The organism is Halomonas sp. IOP_31, assembly GCF_021151495.1.
GTDB lineage: Bacteria > Pseudomonadota > Gammaproteobacteria > Pseudomonadales > Halomonadaceae > Modicisalibacter > Modicisalibacter zincidurans.
Genome location: NZ_JAIRBP010000032.1, coordinates 16,529 through 42,769 on the forward strand (window position 1 = coordinate 16,529; position 26,241 = coordinate 42,769).

At 65.2% G+C, this 26,241-nt stretch carries 23 protein-coding genes and 1 pseudogene; 10 read left to right on the plus strand and 14 right to left on the minus strand.

Annotated features, from left to right (window positions below; all coding sequences use genetic code 11):
- Positions 1 to 199 precede the first annotated feature (199 nt).
- The 3 genes from K7I12_RS14265 to K7I12_RS14275 all read left to right on the plus strand — a co-directional run bounded on the left by K7I12_RS14265 (position 200) and on the right by K7I12_RS14275 (position 6,406).
- The gene (locus tag K7I12_RS14265; protein WP_231664507.1) at positions 200 to 1,771 is read left to right on the plus strand and encodes a class I SAM-dependent DNA methyltransferase; all 1,572 of its coding nucleotides are present in this window, start codon (positions 200 to 202) and stop codon (positions 1,769 to 1,771) included.
- On the plus strand, positions 1,761 to 3,089 hold the full coding sequence (locus tag K7I12_RS14270; RefSeq protein ID WP_231664508.1) for a restriction endonuclease subunit S: 1,329 nt from the start codon (positions 1,761 to 1,763) through the stop codon (positions 3,087 to 3,089). The genes K7I12_RS14265 and K7I12_RS14270 overlap by 11 nt, the downstream gene beginning before the upstream one ends.
- A 95-nt stretch (positions 3,090 to 3,184) precedes the next feature.
- Positions 3,185 to 6,406 carry a type I restriction endonuclease subunit R gene (locus K7I12_RS14275; RefSeq protein ID WP_231664509.1) on the plus strand — a complete coding sequence of 1,074 codons (3,222 nt, stop codon included), beginning with the start codon at positions 3,185 to 3,187 and terminating at the stop codon, positions 6,404 to 6,406.
- 87 nt (positions 6,407 to 6,493) lie between these two features.
- Here the strand turns inward: K7I12_RS14275 and K7I12_RS14280 are convergent, their stop codons facing one another.
- The 6 genes from K7I12_RS14280 to K7I12_RS14305 all read right to left on the minus strand — a co-directional run bounded on the left by K7I12_RS14280 (position 6,494) and on the right by K7I12_RS14305 (position 11,136).
- Entirely contained in the window at positions 6,494 to 6,955 is a 462-nt protein-coding gene (locus tag K7I12_RS14280; protein WP_031385007.1) for an RES family NAD+ phosphorylase, read from the minus strand.
- Positions 6,952 to 7,368: an antitoxin Xre/MbcA/ParS toxin-binding domain-containing protein gene (locus K7I12_RS14285; protein WP_031385008.1), complete on the minus strand. Its 417-nt coding sequence runs from the start codon at positions 7,366 to 7,368 to the stop codon at positions 6,952 to 6,954. The genes K7I12_RS14280 and K7I12_RS14285 overlap by 4 nt, the downstream gene beginning before the upstream one ends.
- Before the next feature lie 123 nt (positions 7,369 to 7,491).
- Entirely contained in the window at positions 7,492 to 8,835 is a 1,344-nt protein-coding gene (phoR, locus tag K7I12_RS14290) for a phosphate regulon sensor histidine kinase PhoR (protein WP_231664510.1), read from the minus strand.
- A 9-nt stretch (positions 8,836 to 8,844) separates the two neighbouring features.
- The gene (phoB, locus tag K7I12_RS14295; protein ID WP_231664511.1) at positions 8,845 to 9,534 is read right to left on the minus strand and encodes a phosphate regulon transcriptional regulator PhoB; all 690 of its coding nucleotides are present in this window, start codon (positions 9,532 to 9,534) and stop codon (positions 8,845 to 8,847) included.
- A 103-nt stretch (positions 9,535 to 9,637) separates the two neighbouring features.
- The gene (gene ubiA / locus K7I12_RS14300) at positions 9,638 to 10,543 is read right to left on the minus strand and encodes a 4-hydroxybenzoate octaprenyltransferase (protein ID WP_231664512.1); all 906 of its coding nucleotides are present in this window, start codon (positions 10,541 to 10,543) and stop codon (positions 9,638 to 9,640) included.
- A gap of 29 nt (positions 10,544 to 10,572) precedes the next feature.
- Positions 10,573 to 11,136: a chorismate--pyruvate lyase family protein gene (locus tag K7I12_RS14305; RefSeq protein WP_031385012.1), complete on the minus strand. Its 564-nt coding sequence runs from the start codon at positions 11,134 to 11,136 to the stop codon at positions 10,573 to 10,575.
- Positions 11,137 to 11,230: 94 nt separating this feature from the next.
- On the opposite strand from K7I12_RS14305, the gene K7I12_RS14310 reads away from it, so the two are divergent.
- From K7I12_RS14310 to yccS, 4 genes are all read left to right on the plus strand, one after another.
- Positions 11,231 to 12,394: an FAD-dependent oxidoreductase gene (locus K7I12_RS14310; protein ID WP_231664513.1), complete on the plus strand. Its 1,164-nt coding sequence runs from the start codon at positions 11,231 to 11,233 to the stop codon at positions 12,392 to 12,394.
- Positions 12,395 to 12,511: 117 nt separating this feature from the next.
- Entirely contained in the window at positions 12,512 to 12,787 is a 276-nt protein-coding gene (locus tag K7I12_RS14315; RefSeq protein WP_031385014.1) for an HU family DNA-binding protein, read from the plus strand.
- 101 nt (positions 12,788 to 12,888) lie between these two features.
- On the plus strand, positions 12,889 to 13,248 hold the full coding sequence (locus K7I12_RS14320) for a hypothetical protein (protein WP_031385015.1): 360 nt from the start codon (positions 12,889 to 12,891) through the stop codon (positions 13,246 to 13,248).
- Positions 13,249 to 13,348: 100 nt separating this feature from the next.
- Positions 13,349 to 15,523 carry a YccS family putative transporter gene (gene yccS, locus K7I12_RS14325; protein ID WP_031385016.1) on the plus strand — a complete coding sequence of 725 codons (2,175 nt, stop codon included), beginning with the start codon at positions 13,349 to 13,351 and terminating at the stop codon, positions 15,521 to 15,523.
- 23 nt (positions 15,524 to 15,546) lie between these two features.
- Here the strand turns inward: yccS and recG are convergent, their stop codons facing one another.
- Positions 15,547 to 17,628 (minus strand): ATP-dependent DNA helicase RecG, encoded by a 2,082-nt coding sequence (gene recG, locus K7I12_RS14330; RefSeq protein ID WP_231664514.1) that lies wholly within the window; start codon positions 17,626 to 17,628, stop codon positions 15,547 to 15,549.
- Positions 17,625 to 18,551, minus strand: a complete 927-nt coding sequence (locus K7I12_RS14335; RefSeq protein WP_031385018.1) for a hydrogen peroxide-inducible genes activator — start codon at positions 18,549 to 18,551, stop codon at positions 17,625 to 17,627. The genes recG and K7I12_RS14335 overlap by 4 nt, the downstream gene beginning before the upstream one ends.
- Positions 18,552 to 18,620: 69 nt before the next feature.
- On the opposite strand from K7I12_RS14335, the gene K7I12_RS14340 reads away from it, so the two are divergent.
- Positions 18,621 to 19,496 (plus strand): SDR family oxidoreductase, encoded by an 876-nt coding sequence (locus K7I12_RS14340; RefSeq protein WP_231664515.1) that lies wholly within the window; start codon positions 18,621 to 18,623, stop codon positions 19,494 to 19,496.
- Positions 19,497 to 19,524: 28 nt separating this feature from the next.
- Here K7I12_RS14340 and K7I12_RS14345 read toward each other — a convergent pair whose 3' ends face one another.
- The 4 genes from K7I12_RS14345 to gmk form a co-directional block, all read right to left on the minus strand.
- Positions 19,525 to 19,914 (minus strand): RidA family protein, encoded by a 390-nt coding sequence (locus tag K7I12_RS14345; protein WP_031385020.1) that lies wholly within the window; start codon positions 19,912 to 19,914, stop codon positions 19,525 to 19,527.
- Between the two features lie 117 nt (positions 19,915 to 20,031).
- Positions 20,032 to 22,170 (minus strand): bifunctional GTP diphosphokinase/guanosine-3',5'-bis pyrophosphate 3'-pyrophosphohydrolase, encoded by a 2,139-nt coding sequence (gene spoT, locus K7I12_RS14350; RefSeq protein WP_231664516.1) that lies wholly within the window; start codon positions 22,168 to 22,170, stop codon positions 20,032 to 20,034.
- Between the two features lie 108 nt (positions 22,171 to 22,278).
- A complete protein-coding gene (rpoZ, locus tag K7I12_RS14355) occupies positions 22,279 to 22,536 on the minus strand; it encodes a DNA-directed RNA polymerase subunit omega (RefSeq protein ID WP_231664517.1) in 258 nt (85 codons plus the stop codon).
- Between the two features lie 74 nt (positions 22,537 to 22,610).
- Positions 22,611 to 23,243: a guanylate kinase gene (gmk, locus tag K7I12_RS14360; protein WP_031385023.1), complete on the minus strand. Its 633-nt coding sequence runs from the start codon at positions 23,241 to 23,243 to the stop codon at positions 22,611 to 22,613.
- 100 nt (positions 23,244 to 23,343) lie between these two features.
- On the opposite strand from gmk, the gene K7I12_RS14365 reads away from it, so the two are divergent.
- Together K7I12_RS14365 and pyrC are read left to right on the plus strand one after the other, a co-directional pair.
- Entirely contained in the window at positions 23,344 to 24,546 is a 1,203-nt protein-coding gene (locus K7I12_RS14365) for an MFS transporter (RefSeq protein ID WP_031385024.1), read from the plus strand.
- A 20-nt stretch (positions 24,547 to 24,566) separates the two neighbouring features.
- Positions 24,567 to 25,616 (plus strand): dihydroorotase, encoded by a 1,050-nt coding sequence (gene pyrC / locus K7I12_RS14370; protein WP_031385025.1) that lies wholly within the window; start codon positions 24,567 to 24,569, stop codon positions 25,614 to 25,616.
- A gap of 188 nt (positions 25,617 to 25,804) precedes the next feature.
- Here the strand turns inward: pyrC and K7I12_RS17615 are convergent.
- Both K7I12_RS17615 and K7I12_RS14380 read right to left on the minus strand, forming a co-directional pair.
- A pseudogene (locus K7I12_RS17615) lies at positions 25,805 to 25,964 on the minus strand (IS3 family transposase); the annotation flags it as partial.
- 61 nt (positions 25,965 to 26,025) lie between these two features.
- Positions 26,026 to 26,241: restriction endonuclease (locus tag K7I12_RS14380; protein ID WP_231664518.1), on the minus strand; the 216-nt coding region annotated here is incomplete at its 5' end.

Genomic DNA, 26,241 nt, shown 5'->3' on the forward strand with positions numbered 1-26,241 from the left:
CGGGGCGGTCATCAACGCGCTTGGATGCACGTCCATGCGCGATCCATAGCGTGTGCGCCTTGCCTATGCCTGCCTGAAGGCTTTCTGGCGTTTCGACGGGCTCCCGGAGCCTCGAGCATTTCCGCTATACTCCAGGCATTTTTTCTTACCGCGGCCGGGCACCGCGCCGGCCGGATTTTCACAGAGAGCAGTCACCGTCATGGCCAAAGCGCAAGCAAGCAACAAGCCCGCCAAGGGCTTTGAAGAAACCCTGTGGGACAGCGCCAACAAGCTGCGCGGCAGTGTGGAATCGGCCGAGTACAAGCACGTGGTGCTGAGCCTGATCTTTCTGAAGTTCATCAGCGACAAGTTCGAGCAGCAAAAGCAGCGCGTGATCGACCACTACGGCGCGGACTACGTCGACATGGTCGACTTCTACGCTCAGGACAACGTCTTCTATCTGCCGGAAGAGGCGCGCTGGGAATACATCCAGAAAAACGCCAAGCAGGACAACCTGGCGCTTACGATCGACACCGCCATGCGCACGGTGGAGAAGAACAACGCGACGCTTGCCGGTGCGCTGCCCGACAACTACTTCTCGCGGCTCGATCTGAGCGCCAGCAAGCTCGCCTCGCTGATCGACACCATCGACAATATCGAGACCATCGCCAAGGCGCAGCACCAGAGCGAAGAGGACATCGTCGGGCGGGTCTACGAGTATTTTCTCGGCAAGTTTGCCGCCAACGAGGGCCAGCGTGGCGGCGAATTCTATACCCCCAAGAGCGTGGTGACGCTGCTGGTGGAGATGCTCGAACCCTATCAGGGCAAGATCTACGACCCCTGCTGCGGGTCGGGCGGAATGTTCGTGCAGTCGCTCAAGTTCATCGAGGCGCACAAGGGTAGCCGGCTCGCCGTCTCGATCTACGGGCAGGAGTACGCCAACACCACCCGCAAGCTGGCCAAGATGAACCTGGCGATTCGCGGTATCGCCGGCAACCTGGGCGAAGCGGCGGCGGACAGCTTCTTTCGCGACCAGCACCCCGATCTCAAGGCCGATTTCATCCTCGCCAACCCGCCCTTCAACCAGAGCCAATGGCGCGCCCCCGCCGAGCTGACCGACGACCCGCGCTGGGCCGACTTCGACGTACCGCCCACCGGCAACGCCAACTACGCCTGGATTCTGCACATGCTCTCCAAGCTGAGCCACCAGGGCGCGGCCGGCTTCGTGATGGCCAACGGCTCGATGAGCTCGAGCACCAGCGGCGAGGGCAAGATTCGCCAGCAACTGATCGAGGATGACCTGGTCGAGTGCATGATCGCGCTGCCGGGCCAGCTGTTCTTCACCACCCAGATTCCGGTCTGCCTGTGGTTTCTTACCAACAGCAAAAAGGCCAACGCGGCGAAAGGCTACCGCGACCGCGAGGATGAAACGCTGTTCATCGACGCCCGCCACCTGGGCAGCATGATCAGCCGCAAGCAGAAGGACCTGAGCGACGATGACATCGCCACCATCGCTCGCACCTTCCACGCCTGGCGCGGCCAGCCGGAAGCCGGCGCGTACGAAGATATCGCCGGCTTCTGCAAGAGCGCGAGCTTCGACGAGATCAAGGGTCACGATTTCGTGCTCACCCCCGGGCGCTACGTCGGCGCCGCCGAAGTCGAGGACGACGGCATTCCCTTCGAGACCAAGATGGCCGAACTGACGACCCGGCTCGGCGAGCAGTTTGCCGAGTCGGCGAAATTGGAGAAGCAGATCAAGCAGAATCTGGCGGGGTTGGGTTATGGAATTTAAATGGCTAGAAACCCAATTAGGCGAGTTTATAGAATTGAAGAGGGGCTACGATCTTCCTAACAAAGATCGTGCAGAGGGAGATGTTGAAATTATCTCTTCATCTGGGTCGAGCGGCTTTCACTCTAAAGCAAAGGTGAAAGGGCCCGGAGTTGTAACAGGTCGATATGGAACCATCGGTAAAGTTTTTTATTCTGAAAGCGATTTCTGGCCATTAAACACAACGCTCTATGTAAAAGATTTCAAAGGCAATCATCCTGAGTTTGTTTATTATTTTTTAAAAACACTAAATTTCTTGCAGTATAGCGACAAAGCTGCAGTTCCTGGGGTTAATAGAAACCATCTGCATAAAACTTGGATTAAAGTGCCTGCAGATTCCTCAGGTCAAAGAAAAATAGCTGAGAGCTTATCTGCTCTAGACAAAAAAATCACTCTCAACACACAAATCAACCAGACCCTCGAACAGATGGCCCAGGCGCTGTTCAAAAGCTGGTTCGTCGACTTCGACCCGGTGATCGACAACGCGCTGGAAGCGGATAACCCGATTCCCGAGCCGCTGGCGGAGCGCGCTGCCAAGCGGCAGGCAATGTGGGCCGCTGACAATGAGGCGACACCTGAACGCCTGCCGACCGAGATGCGCCGGTTGTTTCCCGATCGTTTCGAGGAAGATGAAGCGCTGGGATGGGTGCCGGCGGGATGGAATACGAAGCCCGTTTCGCAGATTTTAGAAATAAATCCAAGGGTGAAATTGTCTAAAAGTACTGTCGCAAAATACGCTGATATGAAGTCAGTGCCCACTTCTGGCTACATGATTGATGAGGTTATAGAGAAATCATATTCAGGTGGCGCCAAGTTTGAGGCTGGCGATGTTCTTTTGGCTCGTATAACGCCGTGTTTGGAAAATGGAAAAACGGCACTTGTCGATTTTCTTGATGAAGGAGAGGTCGGTTTTGGGTCAACTGAGTTCATAGTTATGCGAGGAAAAGGTGAGTTAAGAACGCCTTATGTGGCCTGCCTTGCACGTTGGGAAGAGTTTAGACAGCACTGCATTCAGAGTATGGTAGGATCTTCAGGCCGTCAGCGTATACAGAACGCGTGCTTTGATTCGTTTTATGTGGCGTTGCCTGAATGCGAAAAGCCACTTCATCTATTTGATCGTTTGTGCGGTGCCAACATTCGGATGATGACAAAAAACAGGATGCAGACCGAAGCGCTGACAAAGCTCCGCGACACCCTGCTGCCCAAGCTGCTCTCCGGCGAACTCCAGCTCCCCGACGCCGAAGCAGCCGTTGACGCCGCGCTGGAGGCGAAAACCGCATGAGCCAGACCACCCGCGTGCGCTGAGCGCTGCGGCTCAAGGCCCGGATAGATAAGCCGATAATTCTATGTTGATCCAATAACCGACGGCGTGAGTGCATGAAGTTCACCGAAGCGAAGCTGGAAGCCGCCATCATCGCCCTGCTCGGCGAGCAGGGCTATCCCCACCGGCTGGGCGTGAGCATCGAGCGCGCGCCGGACGCCGTGCTGATCGAGGCCGATCTGCGCGCCTTCCTGCAAATGCGCTACGGTGATGCCGGCATTACCCCGGGCGAAATCGAATCGGTCATCGCGCGCCTCAGGGGGCTTTCGCCGGGCGATCTTTACGAGAGCAACAAGACCTTCTGTCGCTGGCTGGCGGATGGCTTTGTGCTCAAGCGTGAAGATCCCGCCCGACAGGATCTGCACATTCAACTGTTCGACGACGCGGGGCTCGAACGGCTCGGCGCCCGGCCCGATGCCGAACCGCTGGCGCAGGTGGCCGAGCTGCAAGGGATGTATACGGCGGACACCAACCGCTATGCGCTGGTCAGCCAGCTTAAGATCGAGGGCCGGGAGAACAGCCGCATCCCTGATGCGATTCTCTATATCAACGGCCTGCCACTGGTGGTGTTCGAGTTCAAGAGCGCCATCGGCGAGCATCAGACCTCCATTTTCGAAGCCTACAAGCAGCTGACCGTTCGCTACCGGCGCGACATTCCACAGCTTTTCGTCTTCAACGCGCTGTGCGTGATCAGTGACGGCGTGAATTCGCGAATGGGCAGCCTCTTTGCGCCCTACGAGTCCTTCTATAGCTGGCGCAAGGTGAGTGGTTTCGATTCCATCGACAAGGACGGCATCGATTCGCTGCACACGATGATGCGGGGGCTTTTCGACCGGGATCGGCTGCGGCTGGTACTGCGCGATTTCATTTTCTTTCCCGACAAGTCCCATCAGGAAGAGAAGATCGTCTGCCGCTATCCGCAGTTCTATGCGGTCAACAAGCTGTATCACAGCATCATGGCCGCGCAGCGGCCCGCGGGCGATGGCAAGGGCGGTACCTATTTCGGTGCGACCGGTTGTGGCAAGAGCTTCACCATGCAGTTTCTGGCCCGGCGCTTGATGAAGAGCCTGGCGTTTGCAAGCCCGACCCTCGTGCTGATCACCGATCGCGCGGACCTCGATGACCAGCTGTCGCGGCAGTTCACCAACGCGCGGGGCTATATCGGTGATGACACTATCGTCGAGGTCCAGAGCCGTGAGCATCTACGCGAGCAGCTGGCCGGACGCCGCAGCGGTGGCGTGTTCCTGACCACGATCCACAAGTTCACCGAAGACACGAAGCTTCTGACCGAGCGCAGCAACGTGATCTGCATCTCGGATGAAGCGCACCGCAGCCAGATCAATCTGGATCAAAAGGTGCAGATCACCGAACAGGGGGTGCGCAAGGCCTACGGCTTCGCCTTCTATCTGCACCGCTCGCTGCCCAACGCCACCTACGTCGGTTTCAGCGGCACGCCGATCGACGCCACGCTGGACGTGTTCGGCGCGGTGGTCGACAGCTACACCATGAGCGAGTCGGTCAACGACGAGATCACCGTGCGCATCGTCTATGAAGGTCGCGCCGCCAAGGTGACGCTGGACGATGCCCGGCTGCGCAAAATCGAAAGCTATTACGACGAGTGCGCCAAGGCCGGCAGCAACGAGCATCAGATCGAGGAGAGCAAGAAGGCGATGGCCTCGATGAACTCGATTCTGGGCGATTCGGATCGTATCCGGGTGCTGGCCGAGGATTTCGTGGCCCACTACGAGCGTCGCCTGGAAGAAGGCTCGACCGTGCGCGGCAAGGCGATGTTCGTCTCCAGTAGCCGCGAAATCGCCTGGCAGCTTTACCAGGAGATTCAGGCATTGCGGCCTGGGTGGTTCGAGGTCAGAGACTTCGAAGCGGGCAACGAACCCACCGCAATCGAGCGTGAGAAGCTCAAGCCCATGGCGCGGGTCAACCTGGTCATGACGCGGGGCAAGAACGACGCGAAAGCGCTCTACGATCTGCTCGGCAGCAAGGAGTACCGCAAGACGCTGGATCTACAGTTCAAGAACGAGAAGTCCAACTTCAAGATCGCCATCGTGGTCGATATGTGGCTGACCGGCTTCGATGTGCCGAGCCTCGACACGCTGTATATCGACAAACCCGTGCAGCGCCACAACCTGATCCAGACCATCTCGCGGGTCAATCGCAACTACGCGGGCAAGGACAAGGGCCTGGTAGTCGATTACATCGGCATCAAGCGTCAGATGAATCAGGCGCTGGCGCAGTTCTCGAAGGCCGATGAAACCAGCTTCGAAGATATCCAGACCTCGCTGATCGCGGTGAAGAACGATCTGGATCTGCTGGCGACATTGATGCATGGCTTCGACGACAGCGGCTATTTCCAGGGCGAGCCGTTGGTCCAGCTCGATTGCCTCAACCGTGCTGCCGAATTCGTGCTGAGTGTGGGCAAGCGCGAAAAGCGCTTCATGACGTTGGTCAAACGGCTCAAGACGGCTTATGACGTCTGTTGTGGCAGCGAGAAGCTGAGTCAGATTGAGCGCGACCGGGTGCATTTCCATCTCGCGGTGCGTTCGATCGTCTTCAAGCTGACCAAGGGCGACGCGCCGGATACGGCGCAGATGAATGCCAGGGTGCGGGAGATGATCAGTGAAGCGCTGCGCGCTGACGGCGTCGAAGCGGTTTTTGCGCTGGGCGAGGAGAGCGCCGAGAAGATCGATCTCTTCGACGAGGATTACTTGGCCCGCCTGGACAAGATCAAGCTGCCCAATACCAAGATTGAGCTACTGAAGCAGCTGCTGGCAAAAGCGCTCAACGAGTTCAAGAAGACCAACCAGCACAAGGCGATCGAGTTCTCGAAGAAGTTTCGCTCACTGGTGGAACTCTACAACGAGCGCAAGGAAGATGACGCCTTTACCAGCGAGGTCCATCAGGAGGCGGTCGATAGTTTCCTGGAACTGATGGAGCAACTGAAGCAGGAGATGGGCTCGTTCGAAGCACTGGGGATTACCGTCGAGGAGAAGGCGTTCTACGACATCCTCAAGGCCGTCGCGGTGAAGTACCAGTTCCCCTATGAAGAACAGCGGCTGCTCACCCTGGCGGCCGAGGTCAAGGCGGTCGTCGATGACAAGACGAAGTACCCGGACTGGAACAACCGGCAGGACATCAGGGCTTCGCTCCGCGTCGAGCTGATCATGCTGTTGTCCAGAAACGGCTATCCCCCGGTAACCCACGCCGAAGTCTATCGAGACGTGTTCGAGCAGGCGGAAAACTTCAAGAAATACAGTGCATAGGCAACTACTGAGCGAAGAATTTTGCTTGCCTGCCTGTAAGGCATGGCAGCGTCTCGTCGCCTTCCGGCAGACCGGCTTCAGTCATCCTCAACCCTCGGCCGGGAACAATCGCGGATCGGGGGGGAACTCGAAGTGGGTCAACGTGACCTTGGCCGCGTCGGGATGGAGCGGGTTGAAAAGGTAGTTGCAGTTGTGGGGGACGATCACGGTTGGCACTTGCAGCAGCAGGGTCTTCGCTTCCTTCAGCCAGGCATCGCCGATGCCTCGGGTGGTAGCCGGCTCGTCGCTCCATTGTGCCGGCAGGCTGCCGCGGGCATCTCGCACACTGGCGATTTGGGGCAGATCGACACGCAGCAGCGTGAACGCCTCCGGCAGCTCATCCAGGCTCAGCTCGAAATGCACGAGCACCTCCAGGAGAGCGGTGGCCGGACAATCGGCAAGGTACACGACCGGGCGCCCCTTATGGTGCCAGCGCCCCGCTACCTGGGTCCCACCAATGCCGGAAAGATCCTTGAAATTCGAGATGCGCCACAGGGTTTGCCTCGTCACGCGGCGAACCCATGGCGTAGCTGCTCCAGGAGCTGCCCGGCGGCAATGTAGCCTGGCGTTGTCGCGATGGCCTCCAGGGCGCTGATGCCACCCAGCGCTTTTCTGGGCTTCTGCAACCATCGGGAGGCTTTCTCCTGACTGCCAAAGACCTCCTCGGCGAGCAGAATGATCCTGCCGGCGCGATACAGGCGATCGCCTTCCGCCGGGGAGAGCGTCTCGCCCCGGGAGCGGCGATGGCTCAGCGTGCGCGGCTTTATAATGCCCAGACCCACGACGTCTACCCCATGCTTGGCTAGCCGGTCGAGGGCCACCAGTGGCACTCCTTGGCGGATCAGTTCATCGGCCTGCACGCCACGACGCCCACCCATGAGCAGGGTGACTTCGTTTTCAACGTCGCTATCGAGTGCTTGCATATTCAACTTCCAGGCTCTGGCAATATGCCTAAGAGAATAAGGCATGTTGCCGAAACGCCCAAGTCGCTCTCAATCGGTGCTCATCAATCGATGCCCATGCAGCCAGTGGTCTTGGGATCACACCTAATCGGACGTGCTGCGCACGCCCGGCGTTTCGCCGGCTTCCGGCAGGCTTAGCCGCGCGGCGGGAAACGCGCAGCGGAACAGCGCGCCTTTGCCGGGCTGCGAGACGATCTCCAGCTGCGCGTCGTGGCGCAGCAACACGTGCTTGACGATCGCCAGCCCCAGCCCGGTGCCGCCGGTGGCCTTGCTGCGGCCCTGATCGACGCGGTAGAAGCGCTCGGTCAGTCGCGGGATATGCACCGGATCGATGCCTTCGCCGTCGTCCTCGACCTCCAGGGCGGCGCCGTCCCGCCAGGGCCGCCAGCGCAGCGTGATGGTCGATTCCGGCGGCGTGTAGCGCACCGCGTTGAAGGCCAGGTTGGACAGCGCGCTGCGCAGTTCCTGCTCGATGCCGGCGAGCCCCCGGTGCGTGTCGATATCGACGCGCACGACATGCCCCGCTTCGCTCAGCGCGCGGGTATCGGCGGCGACCTGTTCGAGCAGCGCGGCGACGTCGACGCGGCTTTCCTGTTCCAGGCGATGATCGGTTTCCAGGCGCGACAAGAGCAGCAGGTCGTCGACCAGATTCTGCATGCGCGTGGTCTGCTCCTGCATCTGGTCGAGGCCGCGTTGCCAGCGCGGCGGCAACTGCTCGTCCGGCATGTCCTCGGTCAGGGCGGCATAGGTTTCCAGATAGCCGGAAAGTACGGTCAGCGGCGTGCGCAGCTCGTGGGAAACGTTGGCGACGAAGTCGCGGCGCATCTGCTCGAGGCGGTGCAGGCGGGTGATGTCGCGAGCCATCACCAGCCGTTCGTCGTCGCCGTAGAGAGTGATCTGAAACTGCAGGATCAGGTCGTCGCGCAGCGGCGAGGGCAGGGTCAGCGGCTCGCGATAGTCGCGAGCATTGAAATAATCGACGAAACGCGGCGCGCGCAGCAGGTTGGTGATGTGCTGGCCGCGATCGTGGCGGGTCTGCAGGCCGAGCATGCGCTCGGCGGCGCTGTTCCACCACTCCAGGTCGCCACGGCTGTCGAGCATCACCACGCTGTCGCGCATCGCCTCGGAGGATTCCTGGACGCGGCGGATGACGTCGCGCAGGCGCTGCTGGGTCAGCCGCTGGCTCTTCTGGTACTTGTACAGCCGATCGAACAGATCGCCCCACACGCCGCTGCCCACCGGCGGCTCGCGACCAGGATGATAGGTCAGCCAGACGTACAGCTCGCGCAGATGGCGCAGGTGAATGAACACGAACAGCCCCAGGCCGACCGCCAGCCCCCAGCCCGGCTCGCCGAGCACCCAGCCCAACAGCCCCAGCCCGCCGACCAGATAGCCCAGCCGCCAGAGTTCGTTGGTCCAGTAGTACATCGCGGTCTCTCAGAGTCTGGTCGAGAAGCGGTAGCCAGTACCGCGCACGGTCTGGATCAGGTGCTGATGGGGTTCGCCGAGCGCCTTGCGCAGGCGGCGGATATGCACGTCGACGGTGCGCTCCTCGACGTAGACGCTGCCGCCCCACACCTGATCGAGCAACTGGCCGCGGGTATAGGCGCGCTCCTGGTGGGTCATGAAGAACTGCAGCAGGCGGTACTCGGTAGGACCGATCTCCAGCGACTGACCATGCGCGGAGACCCGATGGCTGGCCGGATCGAGCGTGAGCCCCTCGACCTCGACCGCGTCCTCGATACCGCGCGGCGTGGTCCGGCGCAGCACCGCCTTGAGCCTCGCGACCAGCTCGCGCGGCGAGAACGGCTTGGTGATGTAGTCGTCGGCGCCGGCCTCGAGGCCGAGGATCTTGTTGTCCTCCTCGCTCTTGGCGGTGAGCAGGATGATCGGCAGCTCGGCGGTGGTTTCCTCGCGCTTGAGCCGCCGCGCCAGCTCGATGCCGCTGGTGCCGGGCATCATCCAGTCGAGCAGCAGCAGGTCGGGCTGATCGTCGACGATCAGGGCGTGGGCGCTCTGGGCGTTGTCGGCCTCGAGAACGCGATAATCGGCCATCTCCAGCGCCACGGCGATCATCTCGCGGATCGCGGACTCGTCATCGACGATCAGTACGGTCTTGGATGTCATGTTGCCGGATCTCCACCAATGACAGGTCGATGACGATTACACCGTCTCGACATGACAAGCTTGTGACAAGCGCCGCGCCGCTGCAATCGCGGCGGGCGGGAAGTCACCCGGCGCTCGGCCATAGCGCCAGCGCCAGTCCGGCCCACAGCACCAGTCCCGCCCAGTGGTTGTTGAGAAACGCCCGGAAGCAGCGCTCCCGCGAGCGCTCGCGAATCAGCCAGTGCTGGTAGACGAAGATCAGCGCCATGGCCGCGAGGCCGGCCCAGAAAAACCCGCCCAGCGCCTGGCGGGTGCCGACCACCGCCAGCAGCGTCAGCGTGGCGAGTTGCAACAGGCCGATCATCAGCCGGTCGTAGTGGCCGAACAGCACCGCGGTGGACTTGATGCCGATCCTGAGATCGTCGTCGCGGTCGACCATCGCGTACTGGGTGTCGTAGGCCACCGTCCACGCCACGTTGGCGAAGAACAGCAGCCAGGCGTCGGCCGGCAACTCGCCGAGTACCGCGCCGAAGGCCATGGGGATCGCCCACGAGAAGGCCGCGCCGAGGAATAGCTGCGGCCAGTGGGTGTAGCGCTTCATGAACGGGTAGATGAACGCCAGCGCCACGCCGCCCAGCGACAGCATGATGGTGAACGGATTGGTCAGGTAGACCAGCACGAAGGCAAGCGCCACCAGCACGCCGAACAGCACCTTGGCCTCGCCCTCGCCGATTCGCCCGGTGGCCAGCGGCCGGTCCCGGGTGCGCTTGACGTGGCCGTCGAAATGGCGATCGGCGTAGTCGTTGATCACGCAGCCCGCGGCGCGCATCACGTACACCCCGGCGATGAAGATCAGCAGCGTGGCGCGCTCGGGCAGGCCCTCGGCGGCGATCCACAGCGCCCACAGCGTCGGCCACATCAACAGCCAGGTGCCGATCGGCCGGTCGAGGCGGGTCAGCTGCAGGAAAGCGGGCAGGCGCGCCGGGCTGAAGCGCGCAAGGCCGGTGGGGGGCGAGCTGGGTTGCTGCATGAGTGCCTCCGGAGACGATCCCCGCTAGTCTAGCGTTTGGCCAGCCCCAGTTCATCCGCCATGCGTACCAGGAAGAATTCCTGCACCAGCACCGCGAAACGCCCGTGACGCAGCAACGAGCGGCGCGACCAGCACGTCTCGCAGAGTCCCGCTTCGCCGTGCAGGGCGGGCGGCTGGCGGATGATCTCGATCGGACCGCGGACCAGCCCCGGCTGGCGAAACAGCCAACTGCCCAGCGAGCGCTCGCCGAGCTGATTGAGGCGTTGGCCGCGCAGGCTGGCGAGTCGCGCCACCGAGCGGGCGACGACCCAGGGCCGGCCGCCGACGCACAGCGCCACCTCGCGACACCAGACCCGCTGGCCGGGCGCGATGCCCAGCGCCCGCGCTTCGTCGGCGCGGGCGCGCGCGATGCGCTGCGTCAACAGACGTACCCGGAAGTCGCCGCCGCCGGCCGCGACCAGCCGCCTCGTCAGCGAGTCGCGGCTCGCCAGCCACTGCCACCAGGCCGGGCTCATCGCCATGCGCCAGGCCGCCGCGGGGCGCCAACGGGGCCAGCGTGGCGGTGCGGCATGGCGGGGCTGGGCCTCGTGCACGGTGCTCTCCTGTGGTCTCGGGCCGGGTCAGATTGGGCGCGCTAGTGTACCATGGGCGGCCCACTCCACGGCCTAGGAGCCTGTCGGACTGCGCATGAATGCACCCCTGACCATCCTCGGCAGCGGCATGGCCGGACTGGGCCTGGCTCGCCAGCTACGTGCCCGCCAGCCCGGCCGGCCGATCACCCTGATCACCGCCGACGGCGGCGACGAGTATGCCAAGCCGCTGCTCTCCACCGGCTTCGCCAAGCGCCTGGCACCGGGTGCGCTGGCCACGCGCTCGGCGCTGGCCGTGGCCGACGAACTGCAGCTGGTGGTACGCACCTATACCCGGGTCGAGGCGCTCGATCCGGCCGCGCGCGAGCTGCACATCGGGGCCGAACGGCTGGCCTACAGTGAGCTGGTGATCGCCACCGGCGCCGCGCCGCAGCCGCCCTTCATGATCGATGCGGCGCTCAGGCACCGGCGGGTGTTCACGATCAACGACCTCGACGACTATCGCGCCTTTCATGCCGCGCTCACCGCACTCGAGCGGCCGGCACGGGTCGCCATCGTCGGCGCGGGCCTGGTGGGTTGCGAGTACGCCAACGATCTGGCCGCCGGCGGACACGGCGTGGCGCTGGTGGCCCCGGAAAGCGCACCGCTGGCGCGCCTGCTGCCCGAGCCGCTGGGCCGGGCGCTGGCCGGGGAGCTGGCCGCTGCCGGCATCGATCTGCACCTGGGGCGCAGCGTGACCGCGCTCGCCCACGACGGCAGCGACCTGCGCCTGGCGCTGGACGACGGCCACGGTCTGGACGCCGATCTGGTGCTGGTCGCCACCGGCCTGGCGCCGCGCCGCGAGCTGGCGCACGCGGCCGGACTCGAGACCAGCGCGGCGGGCATCCATACCGACCGTCAGCTGCGCACCTCGGCGCCGGGGATCTACGCGCTGGGCGACGTGGCCTGCGTCGACGGGATCAATGCGATGTACGTGCAGCCGCTGCAGGCCAGCGTCAAGGCGCTGGCGGCGACGCTGGCCGGCACCCCGAGCGCGGTGCGCTACGGGCCATGGCCGGTGATCGTCAAGACGCCGTGCTGCCCGGTGGTCGCGCTGCCCCCGCGCACAGCCCCCGCGCGCTGGCGGATCGAGGGCCAAGGCAGCGATTTGACCGCGCTTGCCGAGGACGAAAACGAGCGTTTAATGGGCTTTGCGTTGACAGGCGCCTGCGTGCGGCGGAAAGTCGAACTGGCGCGGGCCGCACCGGCATTGCTAATCTAGTGGCGTCATATCGCCCGCCGGCCTGCCGGCCGCGGTTACATCGCACACACCCACGACATGAAAAACAACAAGCGGCGGTAGCGACCGCTGTCTTATCAGCCAAATCAGGAGGGCTTTATGCGCAAGCCAGAACTCGCGGCGGCGATCGCCGAGCGTGCCGATCTTTCCAAGGACAAGGCCAGTCAGGTACTCAACGTCATCCTCGACGAGATCACCGGTACCGTGGCCAAGGGCCAGGACGTGTCATTGATCGGCTTCGGCTCCTTCACCGTGCGCGAGCGGGCGGCCCGTACCGGCAAGAACCCGCAGACCGGCGAGTCGCTGACCATCCCGGCCAGCAAGACCGTCGCCTTCAAGGCCGGCAAGGCCCTCAAGGACGCCGTCTCCAAGTAGACGGCGTGTTGCGGAGAACCCGCTGACCCGGGTTTCTCCGCCAGGCCGGCTGCCCGGCAGCCGGCACGCGCTCTGCGCTCATCGTCAATTCTGGATGCTTCATGAAGCTGCGAATGCTGCTGTGGCTACTCGGCTGGATGCTCAAGCGCGCGCGTCGCCGTCAGGGGCGCTTTGGCGAGCTGCTGCGCGACAACGGCCGCCTCGACTGGGGCATCGCCACCGAGGACCTGCGCATCGCCCGGCACTATCGAATGACCGCCGAAGCTATCGACAGCGCACCCGGGCTGCCGGTGGATCTCGATCTGGAACTGCGCTTTCGCGACGCCGACAGCGCCCTGGCCATTCTCAAGAAACCCACCCAGCGGGCCTTTCTCGACGGCATGATCGACGGCCGGGTCCGGCTGGTCGGCGACTCCCGCGATCTGCAACGTCTGCAGAAGCTGCTCGGCCAGCTGCGCTGAGCGAGCGATTATCCGCACGACTCGAACGGTGATTGACGTTAAACTAAAGTCGTAGTTTGGAGAAGCCAGCCCTTCCCGCAACAGGACACGATTTCCGCTTATGTTGCCCCGCCTGCTCGATCAGCCGCTCAGACGCCTGTGGACCCTGGATACCTTCGCCTACAGCCTGCGGGTGTTCATTGCGCTGGTCGGGGCGCTGCTGGTCTGCTGGCAGCTCGGCGACATGGCCAAGCTGATCCCGCTGTTTCTGGGCATCATCGCCAGTGCGCTGGCCGAGACCGACGACAGCTGGCAGGGCCGACTCAAGGCGCTGGGCGCGACTCTCGCCTGCTTCAGCATCGCCGCGCTGTCGGTGGAAATGCTGTTCGGCTACCCCTGGGCGTTCGCCGTGGGCCTGGCGCTGTCGACGTTCGCCATGACCATGCTCGGTGCGGTGGGCCAGCGCTACGCCACCATTGCCTACGCCACGCTGATCCTGGCGATCTATACCATGATCGATCTTGAGCGTCATGACAGCGTGGCGCTCGGCGAGCTGTGGCGCGAGCCGTTGCTGCTGGTGATCGGTGCGGCCTGGTACGGCGTGATCTCGGTGGTCTGGTGCGCGCTGTTCTCGCGCCAGCCGCTCAAGCTGAGCATGGCGCTGGTGTTTCGCGAGCTGGGCGAGTACCTGCGCCTCAAGGCGCTGTTGTTCGAACCGCTGCGCGGACTCGACATCGAGGCCCGCCGGCTGGCGCTGGCCGAGCAGAACGGCCGGGTGGTCAATGCCCTGAACCAGGCCAAGGAGATGATCTTCCGGCGCCTCGAGGGCCAGCGCAGCGCGCACAAGCTCAATCGCTACCTGCGGCTGTACTTCATCGCCCAGGACATCCACGAGCGCGCCAGCTCCTCGCACTACCCCTACGGTGAGCTGGCCGAGGCGTTCTTTCATCACGATGTGCTGTTTCGCTGCCAGCGGCTGCTCGACCAGCAGGGCCGGGGCTGCCGCTCGCTGGCCCGGGCGCTGCTGATGCGCCGGCCGTTCGAGCATGGTCAGAGCGAACAGGCGCTGCGCGATCTGAGCGCCTCGCTCGACTACCTGCATGCCCAGCGGCGCCCCGAATGGCGCGGACTGCTGCACTCGCTGGACGCGCTGGCCGACAACCTGGCCACCCTCGAGCACCAGCTGAGCGGGGCGCAGAACCCCGACGCCCGCGACGAGCATCCAGACAGCAGCCTGTACGACCGCTCGCCGCGCGGGCTGCGCGACGTGCGCGACCGCCTCCTGTCGCACCTTACCCCGGCCTCGCCGATCTTCCGTCATGCCCTGCGGTTGTCGGTGACGCTGATGGTCGGTTACGGCGTGCTGCACCTGGTGCATCCCGCCCAGGGCTACTGGATCCTGCTCACCAGCCTGTTCGTGTGCCGGCCCAATTTTGGCGCTACGCGGCGTTTCTTGTGGCAGCGCATCGTCGGCACGGTGGTCGGGCTGGTCGCCGGCTGGGCGCTGATCTCGCTGTTTCCCGGCCAACTGATCCAGTTGTCGATCGCGGTACTCGCCGGGGTGGTGTTCTTCGCCAGCCGGACGCGGCACTACATCGTCGCCACCGCCGCCATCACGCTGCTGGTGCTGTGCAGCTTCAATCAGGTGGGCGACGGCTTCGGGCTGATCTGGCCACGGCTGTTCGATACCCTGGTCGGGGCACTGATCGCCGGCCTGGCGGTGATGCTGATCCTGCCCGACTGGCAGGGCCGGCGGCTGCATCGCCAGGGTGCCGAGACGCTCATCGCCAGCGTGCGCTACCTGCGCGAGATCGTCAGCCAGTACATCGGCGGCAAGCAGGACGATCTCGACTACCGGCTGGCGCGGCGCAACGCCCACAACGCCGACGCCGCGCTGTCCACACTGCTCGCCAACGTGCGCCTGGAGCCCGGGCATTTCCGCAAGGACGCCGAGGTCGGCTTTCGCTTCCTTGGCCATTCGCACACCCTGCTCAGCTATCTTTCGGCGCTCGGCGCGCATCGCGGCGAGACCCGCGCGCTGGCCGACGACGCCACGCTGCGCCAGGCCGCCGAGGCGATCGGCGACGATCTCGAGGCGATCGCCGGGCGGCTGCGCGAACGCGGCACGATGCCGGCGCTGGATGATGCCGAAGCGCGCGGCCTGGCGCTGCAGGCCCAGGCGATGGAGGAAAGCAGCGAGGAGCGCCGCTTGCTGCAGACTCAGCTGTCATTGATCAGCCGTCAACTGGTGGCGCTGCGCGATGCGGCGGCGCGGCTGGCGGCCCAGGAGGGCTGAGCGAGACGTAGTAAGGGCGCGTCTCACACCTGGCCGTAGCGGCCCGCTTCCTCGCCCAGCCAGCGGCGGATCAGCGGCGCGCTGGCATCCGGCGCTTCCTCGAGCAGCGCCCGGGCCAGCGGGCTGACGCGCTCGAGCAGATCGCGGTCGCGCTCCAGATCGGCGATCTTCATCTGCGCCAGGCCGGTCTGGCGGGTGCCCAGCACTTCGCCGGGGCCGCGCAGCTCGAGATCCTTCTCGGCGATGCGAAAGCCGTCGGTGGTCTCGCGCATCACCCCCAGCCGCTCGCGGGAGTGCGCCGACAGCGGCGGCCGGTAGAGCAGCACGCAGAAACTCTCGGTATCGCCGCGCCCCACCCGCCCGCGTAACTGATGAAGCTGCGACAACCCCAGGCGTTCGGGATTCTCGATGATCATCAGGCTGGCGTTGGGCACGTCGACGCCGACCTCGATCACCGTGGTGGCGACCAGCAGGTCGAGCTCGCCGCGCTTGAAGGCGTCCATCACCGCGGCCTTCTCGGCGGCCTTCATGCGCCCGTGGACCAGGCCGACGGCGAGTGCCGGCAGCGCCTCGGTCAGCGCGTCGCGGGTCGCTTCGGCAGCCTGGCACTGCAATGCCTCTGACTCCTCGATCAGCGTGCAGACCCAGTAGGCCTGGCGACCGGCGTCGCAGGCCCGGCGAATGCGCTCGACCACCTCGGGGCGGCGTTCGTCGGGCACCGCCACGGTCTGCACCGGGGTGCGCCCCGGCGGCAGCTCGTCGATCACCGACAGGTCGAGATCGGCGTAGGCGCTCATCGCCAGGGTGCGCGGGATCGGCGTGGCGGTCATGATCAGCTGATGCGGGGTCAGCCCGCCGGCTTCGCCCTTCTGGCGCAGCGCCAGGCGCTGGTGGACGCCGAAGCGATGCTGCTCGTCGACGATCGCCAGGCCCAGGCGCTGGAAGTGCACGTCCTCCTGGAACAGCGCATGAGTGCCCACCACTACCTGCGCCCGGCCGTCGGCGATCGCCGCCTTGGTGTCGAGGCGCGCCTTGCCCTTGAGCTTGCCGGCCAGCCAGGCGACGTCGATGCCCAGCGGCGTGAACCAGTCGCGGAAATTGCGAAAATGCTGCTCGGCGAGGATCTCGGTGGGCGCCATGACCGCCGCCTGGCAACCGCCGGCGATGGCGGCCAGCGCGGCCAGCGCGGCGACCACCGTCTTGCCCGAGCCGACGTCGCCCTGCACCAGGCGCAGCATCGGCTGGGCGGTTTCCAGGTCGCGGGCGATCTCGTCGAGCACCCTCCGCTGGGCGCCGGTCAGCGAGAACGGCAGCTGGGCGACGAAGCGCGTCTGCAGGCCGCGGCCGCTGGGCAGCGGCGGCGCGCCGTCGGCCTGGATGCGCAGGCGCACCTGACGCAGGCTGAGCTGGTGGGCGAGCAGCTCTTCCAGGGCCAGCCGGCGCTGGGTGGGGTGGGTGCCGGCGGCGAGCCGCTCGAGATCGGCATCCGGTGGCGGCTCGTGCAGGTAACGCAGGCAGGCGTGCAGCTCGGGTAGCCGGAAGCGTTCGCGCAGCGGTTCGGGAATGCCGTCGGGCAGCGCCTGCGGCGCGCCGGCAAGGATTTTCAGGGCCTGGCCGATCAGTCCGCGCAGGCGCGGCTGGGTCAGCCCCACGGTGGTCGGGTAGATCGGCGTCAGATGGTCCTCGACCGGGGTCTCGCCGGATTTCAGCAGGCGATACTCGGGATGATAGATCTCGAGCCCGGTGGCGCCGGCGCGCGCCTCGCCGAAGCAGCGCACGTGCGCTCCGGGGGCGAACTGCTGCTGCTGGGCCGGCGAGAAGTGGAAAAACCGCAGGCTGATGATCCCCGAGCCATCCTTGAGCCGCACCAGCAGGCTGCGTCGGCGGCCCTTGACCACGTCGGCGGCGGCCACCTCGCCCTCGACCACGCCCTCCATGCCGGCGCGCAGGGTGCCGATCGGGGTGATCCGCGTGCGATCCTGATAGCGCAGCGGCAGATGGAACAACAGGTCGCCGAGCGTATCGATGCGCAGCCGCGCCAACTTGGCGGAGAGCGCCTCGCCGACCCCGTCGAGCGCGTTGACCGGTTGGTCGAGCTCGCTCATGCCGGCACAGGGTCGACATGACGCTGCTGGCAGGCGTCGATCGCCGCGATCAGCGCATCGATCGCCTTGGGCCGCGGGAAGCTGGCCCGCCAGGCGATCGCCACGGTACGGCTGGGCGCGGTGGGTGTGAAGGGCCGGCTCTCGAGCAATCCGGACTCGTAATGATTGGTGCCGATCGCCGAGCGCGGCAGCACGGTGACGCCGAGCTTGGAGGCGACCATGTGGCGGATCGTCTCCAGCGAGCCGCCTTCGGCGGTCAAGGTGTTGCTCGGGCTGTTGAGGTGGGTGCCGATCGCCGGGCAGGCCTCGAGGATTTGATCGCGGAAGCAATGGCCCTCGCCGAGCAGCAGCAGGCGCTCGTCGAGCAGGTTCTCCTTGTCGATGGTCGCCTTGCGCGTCCAGGGATGATCGCTGGGCATCAGCACTTCGAAGGGCTCCTCATAGAGCGCTCGCGTGACCACGTCGGCCTCGGTGAACGGCAGCGCGACGATGATCGCGTCGAGCTCGCCGCTTCTGAGCTTGCGGCGCAGCTCGGCGGTGAAGCTCTCCTCGATGTACAGCGGCATCTGCGGCGCGCTGCGTGACAGCTCGGGGATCAGGTAGGGGAATAAGTAGGGGCCGATGGTGTAGATCGCACCGATGCGCAACGGGCTGGCCAGCTGATCCTTGCCTTCGTTGGCCAGCTCGCGGATCACGCTGGCCTGCTCGAGCACGCGCTGGGCCTGGCTTATCACCTTCTCGCCCAGCGGCGTGACCTGGACGGTGGACTTGGAGCGCTCGAACAACGCCACCCCCAGCTCCTCTTCGAGTTTCTTCACGGCCACCGACAGCGTGGGCTGCGAGACGAAGCAGCGCTCGGCGGCACGCCCGAAGTGGCGCTCCTGCGCCAAGGTTACGATGTAGCGAAGTTCTGTTAGAGTCATGAGTGGGGCCGAGAGGGCTATCCTATTGCATCGATGAATGACTTCGTTTTACCAAGGAGCCAGGTAAAGGTGAAGAATACGAGTCTTATTCTGGGCTGCGGCGACATCGGAACGACGCTGGGCCTGCAGCTGGCGGAAGCCGGTCATCGCGTGATCGGCGTGCGTCGCCATCCGCAATCCCTCGACGATACGCCGATCGAGCCATTGGCGCTCGATCTCAACGATTCGGCGGCGCTTGCGCAGCTGCCCGAGGCCGACATTATCGTTTATGTGGCCAGCGCCGACCATTTCGATGAAACGGCCTATCGGGCCGCTTACCTCGATGGCCTCAAGGCGGTGCTCGACGAGTTCGGCCGGCGCGAGGCGGCACCCAAGCGGGTGTTTTTCGTGTCCTCGACCGGGGTCTATGCCCAGCAGGACGGCGAACAGGTCGACGAGCACTCCCCGACCGAGCCGCACGGCTTTTCCGGGCAACTGATGCTGGCCGCCGAGCAGGCGCTGCAGGCGCACTCGCTGCCGGGCACCGTGGTGCGCTTCTCGGGCATCTACGGGCCCGGCCGCGACCGGCTGATCCAGCAGGTGCGCGAGGGCCGCATGGGCGCGGCGATTCCGCCGATGTATACCAACCGCATCCATCGCGACGATTGCGCCGGAGTGCTTGCCCACCTGATCGAAATGACGCTGGCCGAGCGCGAGATCGACACGCTCTACCTGGCCAGCGACTGCGAGCCGGTGCCATTGCACGAGGTCACCGCCTGGCTGGCGCAGCGCCTCAAGGTCGAGTCGAGCGCAACCATGCAGTCGCCGCTCAAGCGCCGCTCGAGCAAGCGCTGCAACAACACCCGGCTGTGCGAGACCGGCTACCGCTTTCGTTACCCGACCTTCCGCGAAGGCTACGCCGAACTGCTGGCCACCGGCGCCGCGACCCGCCCCGAGAAGGCCTGAGCGGCGCAGCGCCCTGTCGGCGACGAGGCTAGTCGCCGATCACCATGATTGCCTCGGCCTCGACCTGGCTGCCCTTGGGCAGCGCCGTGACGCCGACCGCCGCGCGCGCCGGGTAGGGCGACTCGAAGAATTCCTCCATGACCGTGTTGACCTTGGCGAAGTCGTCCAGATCGACCAGATAGAGGTTGAGCTTGACGATGTCCTGCAGCGAGCCGGCGGCCTCCTCGCAGACCGCGGCAAGATTCTTGAACACCTGGCGGGCCTGGGCCTGAATATCGCCGTCGACAAGTTCCATGCGCTGCGGATCGAGCGGGATCTGCCCCGACAGATAGATGGTGTTGCCGGCCTTGATGGCCTGCGAATAGGGGCCGATGGCGGCGGGCGCCTTGTCGGTCTGGATGACGGCCTTGTTGCTCATGGCGAGACTCCTTCAGTTATCGTTGTGCCTGGCCGGGGCCAGGCAACGCTTGCGAGAACACAGCAAAAACGCAACGCCCGCCCCGCCGCCGTCGGGCGGCGGGGCGGGCGAGATGCTTCAGTTGGGGATGCGGTTGATGCGACTGACGTGCGGCAGGTTGCGGATCCGCTTGATGATGCGTGCCAGATGCACCCGGTCGCGCACCGAGAGCGTGAGGTTGATGATCGATAGCCGCGCGTCGCGCTCCTCGATGCCCACTCGCTCGATATTGGCGTCGGCATCGGTGACCAGTCCGGCCAGTTCGGCGACCAGCCCGCGGCGCGTCTCCATGGCGATGCGCAGCGCCACCGGGAAATCGCCGCTGACCTCGTCCGCCCACTCCAGCGCGTACAGCTTGTCGGGATCGCTGCGCAGTTCGCGCACGTTGCGGCATACATTGCGGTGGACGACGATGCCCTTGCCCACCGACAGGTGGCCGATGATCGCATCGCCGGGCAGCGGGTGACAGCAGCGTGCGAAACTCAGCACCATGCCTTCGGTGCCGCTGATGACCATCGGGCCGGTCTGGTTGCCCTGGCCGCCGAGGCCTACGTTATCGGCCTCGGCGACCGGCTGCTCGGCCAGCTGGCGGGCGATGACATAGGCCATGCGCGTGCCCATGCCGATCGATTCCAGCAGGTCGTCGGGCGCCTTGAGCTCGAGCGTCTTGAGTAGCGCCGACAGCCGTGCCTCGGGTAGCTCCTCGAGGCTGGTGTCGAAGTCGGCCAATGCCTTGTTGAGCAGCCGCCGGCCGAGATGGATCGATTCGTTACGCTGCTGGTGCTTGAGCGCGTGACGGATCGCCGAGCGCGCCTTGGCGGTGATCACGAACGACAGCCAGGCGAGGTTGGGGCGCGCCCCGGGGGCGGTGATGATCTCCAGTGTCTGGCCGCTTTCCAGGCGGCTCGACAGCGGCGCCAGGTGGCGGTCGATGCGGCAGGCGATGCAGCTGTTGCCGATGTCGGTGTGCACGGTGTAGGCGAAATCGACCGCGGTGGCGCCCTGCGGCAGCTCCATGATGTCGCCCTTGGGCGTGAACACGTAGATATCGTCGGGAAACAGGTCGTTCTTGACGTGTTCGATGAACTCCAGCGAGTTGCCGGCATGGCGCTGCATCTCGAGCAGCCCGCGCACCCACTCGCGGGCCCGGGCGTGGCTGCCGGCGGCGATCGGCCGATCGGTCTGGCCGGCCTTGTACAGCCAGTGCGCGGCGATGCCGTTGTTGGCCATCGCCTCCATCTCGCGAGTGCGGATCTGCACCTCGATGGGCATGCCGTTGGCGCCGAACAGCGTGGTGTGCAGACTCTGGTAGCCGTTGGCCTTGGGAATCGCGATGTAATCCTTGAAGCGCCCCGGAACCGGCTTGTAGAGGTTGTGCACCGCGCCGAGGATGCGATAACAGGTGTCGACGTCGTCGGTGATGATGCGAAAGCCGAACACGTCCATGATCTCGGCGAACGGCTTGCGCTGGTCGCGCATCTTGCGATAGATCGACAGCAGGTGCTTCTGGCGACCGATCACCGTGCCCGGCAGCGCGTCGTCGTCGAGGCAGTTCTGCAGGCTGGTCTGGACCTGGCGGATCATCGTCCGGCGGTTGCCGCGGGCCATCGACACGGCGCGCTTGATGCGCTCGGCGCGCATCGGGTAGATCGCCTGGAACGACAGATCCTCGAGCTCGATGCGGATGGTGTTGATGCCCAGCCGGCCGGCAATGCGGGCGTAGATCTCGAGCGTCTCGCGGGCGATGCGACGCTTCTTGTCGGGACGCAGCGCGCCCAGCGTGCGCATGTTGTGCAGCCGGTCGGCGAGCTTGACGATAATCACCCGAATGTCCTGGGACATCGCCAGGACCATCTTCTGGAAGTTCTCGGCCTGGGCGACCGCCTTGTCCTCGAAGGTGATCTGAGTCAGCTTCGAGACGCCGTCGACCAGCTCGGCGACCGGTTCGCCGAACTGTTGGGCCAGCGCTTCCTTGGTGACGCCGGTGTCCTCGATCACGTCGTGCAGCATGGCGGCCATCAGGCTCTGATGGTCCATGTGCATGTTGGCGAGGATATTGGAGACGGCGAGCGGGTGGGTGACGTAGGGCTCGCCGGAGCGGCGGCGCTGGCCGTCGTGGGCCTGTTCGGCGTAGTAGAAGGCGCGCTTGACCTGCTGGATCTCGTCCTGCGGGAGATATCCGCCGAGGCGGTCGGCCAAGTCATCGATGGTAAACATGCAGCGCGCCTATTGGGTTAAGCCCTGACGTTGAAGCCCCTGACGTTAAAACCCGGCGCCTGGCGCGTTGCGGCAAGCCGCATGACGCCGCCAAGGCGACGGCGGGCCTCAGGACTCCGGGTCGTAGCTCGGCTCGGGGCGCGAGGGGCGTACGGGGGCTTCCACCGGCTCGTTGAGCACGTTCTCGTCGATCTGACCGGCGGCGATCTCGCGCAGCGCCATCACGGTGGGCTTGTCGTTTTCCCACGGCAGGCGGGCATCGCGGGTGCCGCGGGCCAGTTGCCGGGCGCGCTGGGTGGAGATCATCACCAGCTTGAAACGGTTTTCGACGTGGTCGAGACAATCTTCTACGGTAACTCGCGCCATGGACGGTATTCCTGACTTGGCCGATAAAGCATGATTCGGGGGCGCGATCGCGTCGCGCGGTAGGACAGATCAGTCTACTCGACCCCCTCGATGCGTGACAAGAGCGCTTGTAGCAGGGCGCCGTGGCGTTCGCGCACCCGTGCGAGCCGCGAGCGCTCGGCGAGTACCAGGCCGCCCAGCTGGGCCAGCGCGTCGTCGAAGTCGTCGTTGATGATCACGTGCTGGTATTCGTCGAAGTGCGACATCTCGCTGACCGCGTCGCGCATGCGCCGGGCGATCACCTCGGGGCCGTCGGTACCGCGCGAGGCCAGCCGCTGATGGAGCGCCTCCCGCGAGGGCGGCAGAATGAACAGCGAGACCGCTCCGGGTATCTGCTCGCGGACCTGACGCGCGCCCTGCCAGTCGATCTCGAGGATCACGTCCTCGCCGGCGGCGAGGCGCGCCTGGACCGCCGGGCGCGAGGTGCCGTAGTCGTTGTCGAAGACCCGTGCATGTTCGAAGAAGTCGCCGCGCTCGACCATGCGCTCGAAGGTCGCGACGTCCACGAAGTGGTAGTTGACGCCGTCGACTTCGCCGGGGCGCATGGCCCGGGTGGTGTGCGACACCGAGACCTGGATGCCGTCGAGGCGTTCGATCAGTGCGCGCACCAGGCTGGTCTTGCCGGCGCCCGACGGCGCCGAGACGATGTAAAGCGTGCCATGGGACATAACGGGTCCGATTGAGCCGGTTCAAAGGAGCCGTAAATTATCGCATATTGTCGCGCTGGCTCTACACTAACCCGACCGATTCGCAACCTTAAGGACGCTCATGGCTTTCGCCACCGCTTCTTCCCCTGCCGGGCGTTCGCCGGCGCGGGCCTTTCTGGGCGCCGCTTTCGCCTTTCTGGTGATCATGCTGGGAACCACGCTGCCCACGCCGCTGTACCCGCTCTATCAGGCGCAGTACGGCTTCTCGCAGCTGATCATCACGGTAATCTTCGCCGCCTACGCGGTGGGGGTGATGGGTGCGCTGATCGTGACCGGGCGCTGGTCCGACCAGCTCGGCCGGCGCCCGCTGCTGTTCGCCGGGCTGGTTGCCGCGGCACTGAGCGATGCGTTGTTCCTGGCCAGCGATGGCTTGGCGCCGTTGCTGGTGGCGCGGGTCGTCTCGGGGATCTCCGCGGGGATCTTCACCGGCACGGCGACGGTGGCGGTGATCGAGCTGGCGCCGCCGGCCTGGCGGCGTTCGGCGACCTTCGCCGCCACCGCCGTCAACATGGGCGGGCTGGGCCTGGGCCCGGTGATCGCGGGGCTGCTCGGCGAGTACGTGGAGTGGCCGTTGCACTTGGCCTACGCCGTGCATCTGGGCCTGCTGGCGTTGGCGGTGGTCGCCGTCGCCTACGCCCCGGAAACGGTGACGCGCCCGGCGCGGCCGCGGTTGCGCATGCAGCGTCTGCGCGTGCCGGATACGGTGCGCGGGGTGTTCCTGCCGGCGGCGATCGCCGGGTTCGCCGGCTTCGCGGTGCTGGGCTTTTTCACCGCCACCGCGCCGGCCTTCATGCAACAGGTGCTGGGTCAGTCCAACCTGGCGCTGATCGGGCTGGTCGCCGGGTCGGTGTTCTTCGCCTCGACGCTGGGCCAACTGATGCAGGGCCGGCTGCCGGCGGCCTGGCGCTTGCCGCTGGGCTGCGCGGTGGTCATCGTCGGGGCAGCGCTGGTCGGCCTCGGCATCGCCCTGGCGACAATGGGGCTGTTTCTCGGTGGGGCGTTGATCGCCGGGTTCGGCCAAGGCATCGGCTTTCGCGCCGGGCTGGGCGCCATCGCCGCGGCGAGCCCGGCCGACCAGCGCGGTTCGGTGACCTCGACCTTCTTCGTGATCGCCTACGTGGCGCTGTCGATCCCGGTGGTGGGCATCGGCCTGGTCTCGCGTTCGATCGGCCTGGCGCCGACCGGGGTGGGATTCGCCGGCTTCGTGGCGCTGCTTTCCGGCGTGGCGCTGGTATTATTGCTGCGCCGTTCGCCCCCGGCCTAATCGATCTACAGGAGTCCGCCATGACCGTCCCCACCACGCTGCGCATCCGCCGCCCCGACGACTGGCACCTTCACCTGCGCGACGGCGAGCTGATGGCGGCGGTGCTGCCCTATACCAGCGCCGTATACGGCCGGGCGATCGTGATGCCCAACCTGGCGCCGCCGGTGACCACGGTGGCCGCCGCCGCGGCCTACCGCCGGCGCATCCTCGACGCGCTGCCCGCCGGGCATGACTTCACGCCGCTGATGACCTGCTACCTGAGCGAGAGCGTCACCGCCGACGAGCTCGAGCGCGGCTATCGCGAGGGCGTGTTCACCGCCGCCAAGCTCTACCCGGCCAACGCCACCACCAACTCCGCCCACGGCATTCGCGACGTCACGGCGATCTATCCGCTGTGCGAGGTCATGCAGCGCATCGGCATGCCGCTGCTGATCCACGGCGAGGTGACCCGCGCCGAGGTGGACATCTTCGATCGCGAGAAGGTCTTCATCGACACGGTGATGGCGCCGCTGCGGCGCGCCTTCCCCGAGCTCAAGATCGTCTTCGAGCACATCACCACCGGCGACGCCGCGCAGTACGTGCAGGCGGGCGACGACTGCCTGGCGGCGACGATCACCCCGCAGCACCTGGCCCACAATCGCAACGACATGCTGGTCGGCGGCATTCGCCCGCACCTGTACTGCCTGCCGATCCTCAAGCGCGGCAGCCATCAGCAGGCACTGCGCGCGGCGATCGCCAGCGGTCATCCACGCTTCTTCCTGGGCACCGACTCGGCGCCGCATCTGGCCCACACCAAGGAGACCGCCTGCGGCTGCGCCGGGGTGTTCAACGCGCCGACCGCGCTCGAGGTCTATGCCACGGTATTCGAGGAGGAGGGCGCGCTCGACTACTTCGAGGCGTTCTGTTCCGAGAACGGTCCGCGCTTCTATGGCCTGGCACTCAACCAGGGCCACGTCGAGTTGACCCGTCAGGCGCAGACGGTGACCGAATCGATTAGCTGCGGCGGCGAACGCCTGGTGCCGTTTCGCGCCGGCGAGTCGTTGGCCTGGCGGCTGACTGCCGAGCGCTGAACGCTCTTATGCTTAAGTCGTAATTCTGCAGGAATCACCCTGTTTCAATGAACCGCCGACAATACCGGACGCGCGGCCACGAGAGTCACGCGTCCTGCACGGATGCAGGCACCGCCGGCCATCCTTGCAATAGAGAGCTTTCATATGAGCGATGCCGCTTCGTCATCGGCGCCCTTGCCCAGAGCATCTGGCAGGCAGCGCCCTTCGGCACGGGCTTGCTTGCGCCACGTGTAGACGGTGCCCAGCGAGCTCCCTTCCTGCTCCGCGATCACCTGCGGGGAGAGGTTGCGGGGAGGCAGCAGCTTGGCTACCACGGCTTGCCGGCGCTCCCTCGGAGTAACGAGGCATGAGTGTCTCCTTTCGCCCCCTGGTCGGTTTATAAGGGTATCAGAGGGTGCTATCTCTCTATCTAACGGACTAGATCCAGCAGCTTGCCGAAAGAATCCACAACATCATATTGCACCTTAGCTGTCGCGATTGTTTCGAAGAACTCAGTGGCACATCTGATCTTGGCCTGCTCGATTTCGCGCAACTCCAGCGATGACATGCTGCCCTTGGTCTCGGCCACGAAGTAGACATGCTTGACGTCATTTTCGCTGAAGGCGATGGCCCAGTCAGGGTTGTA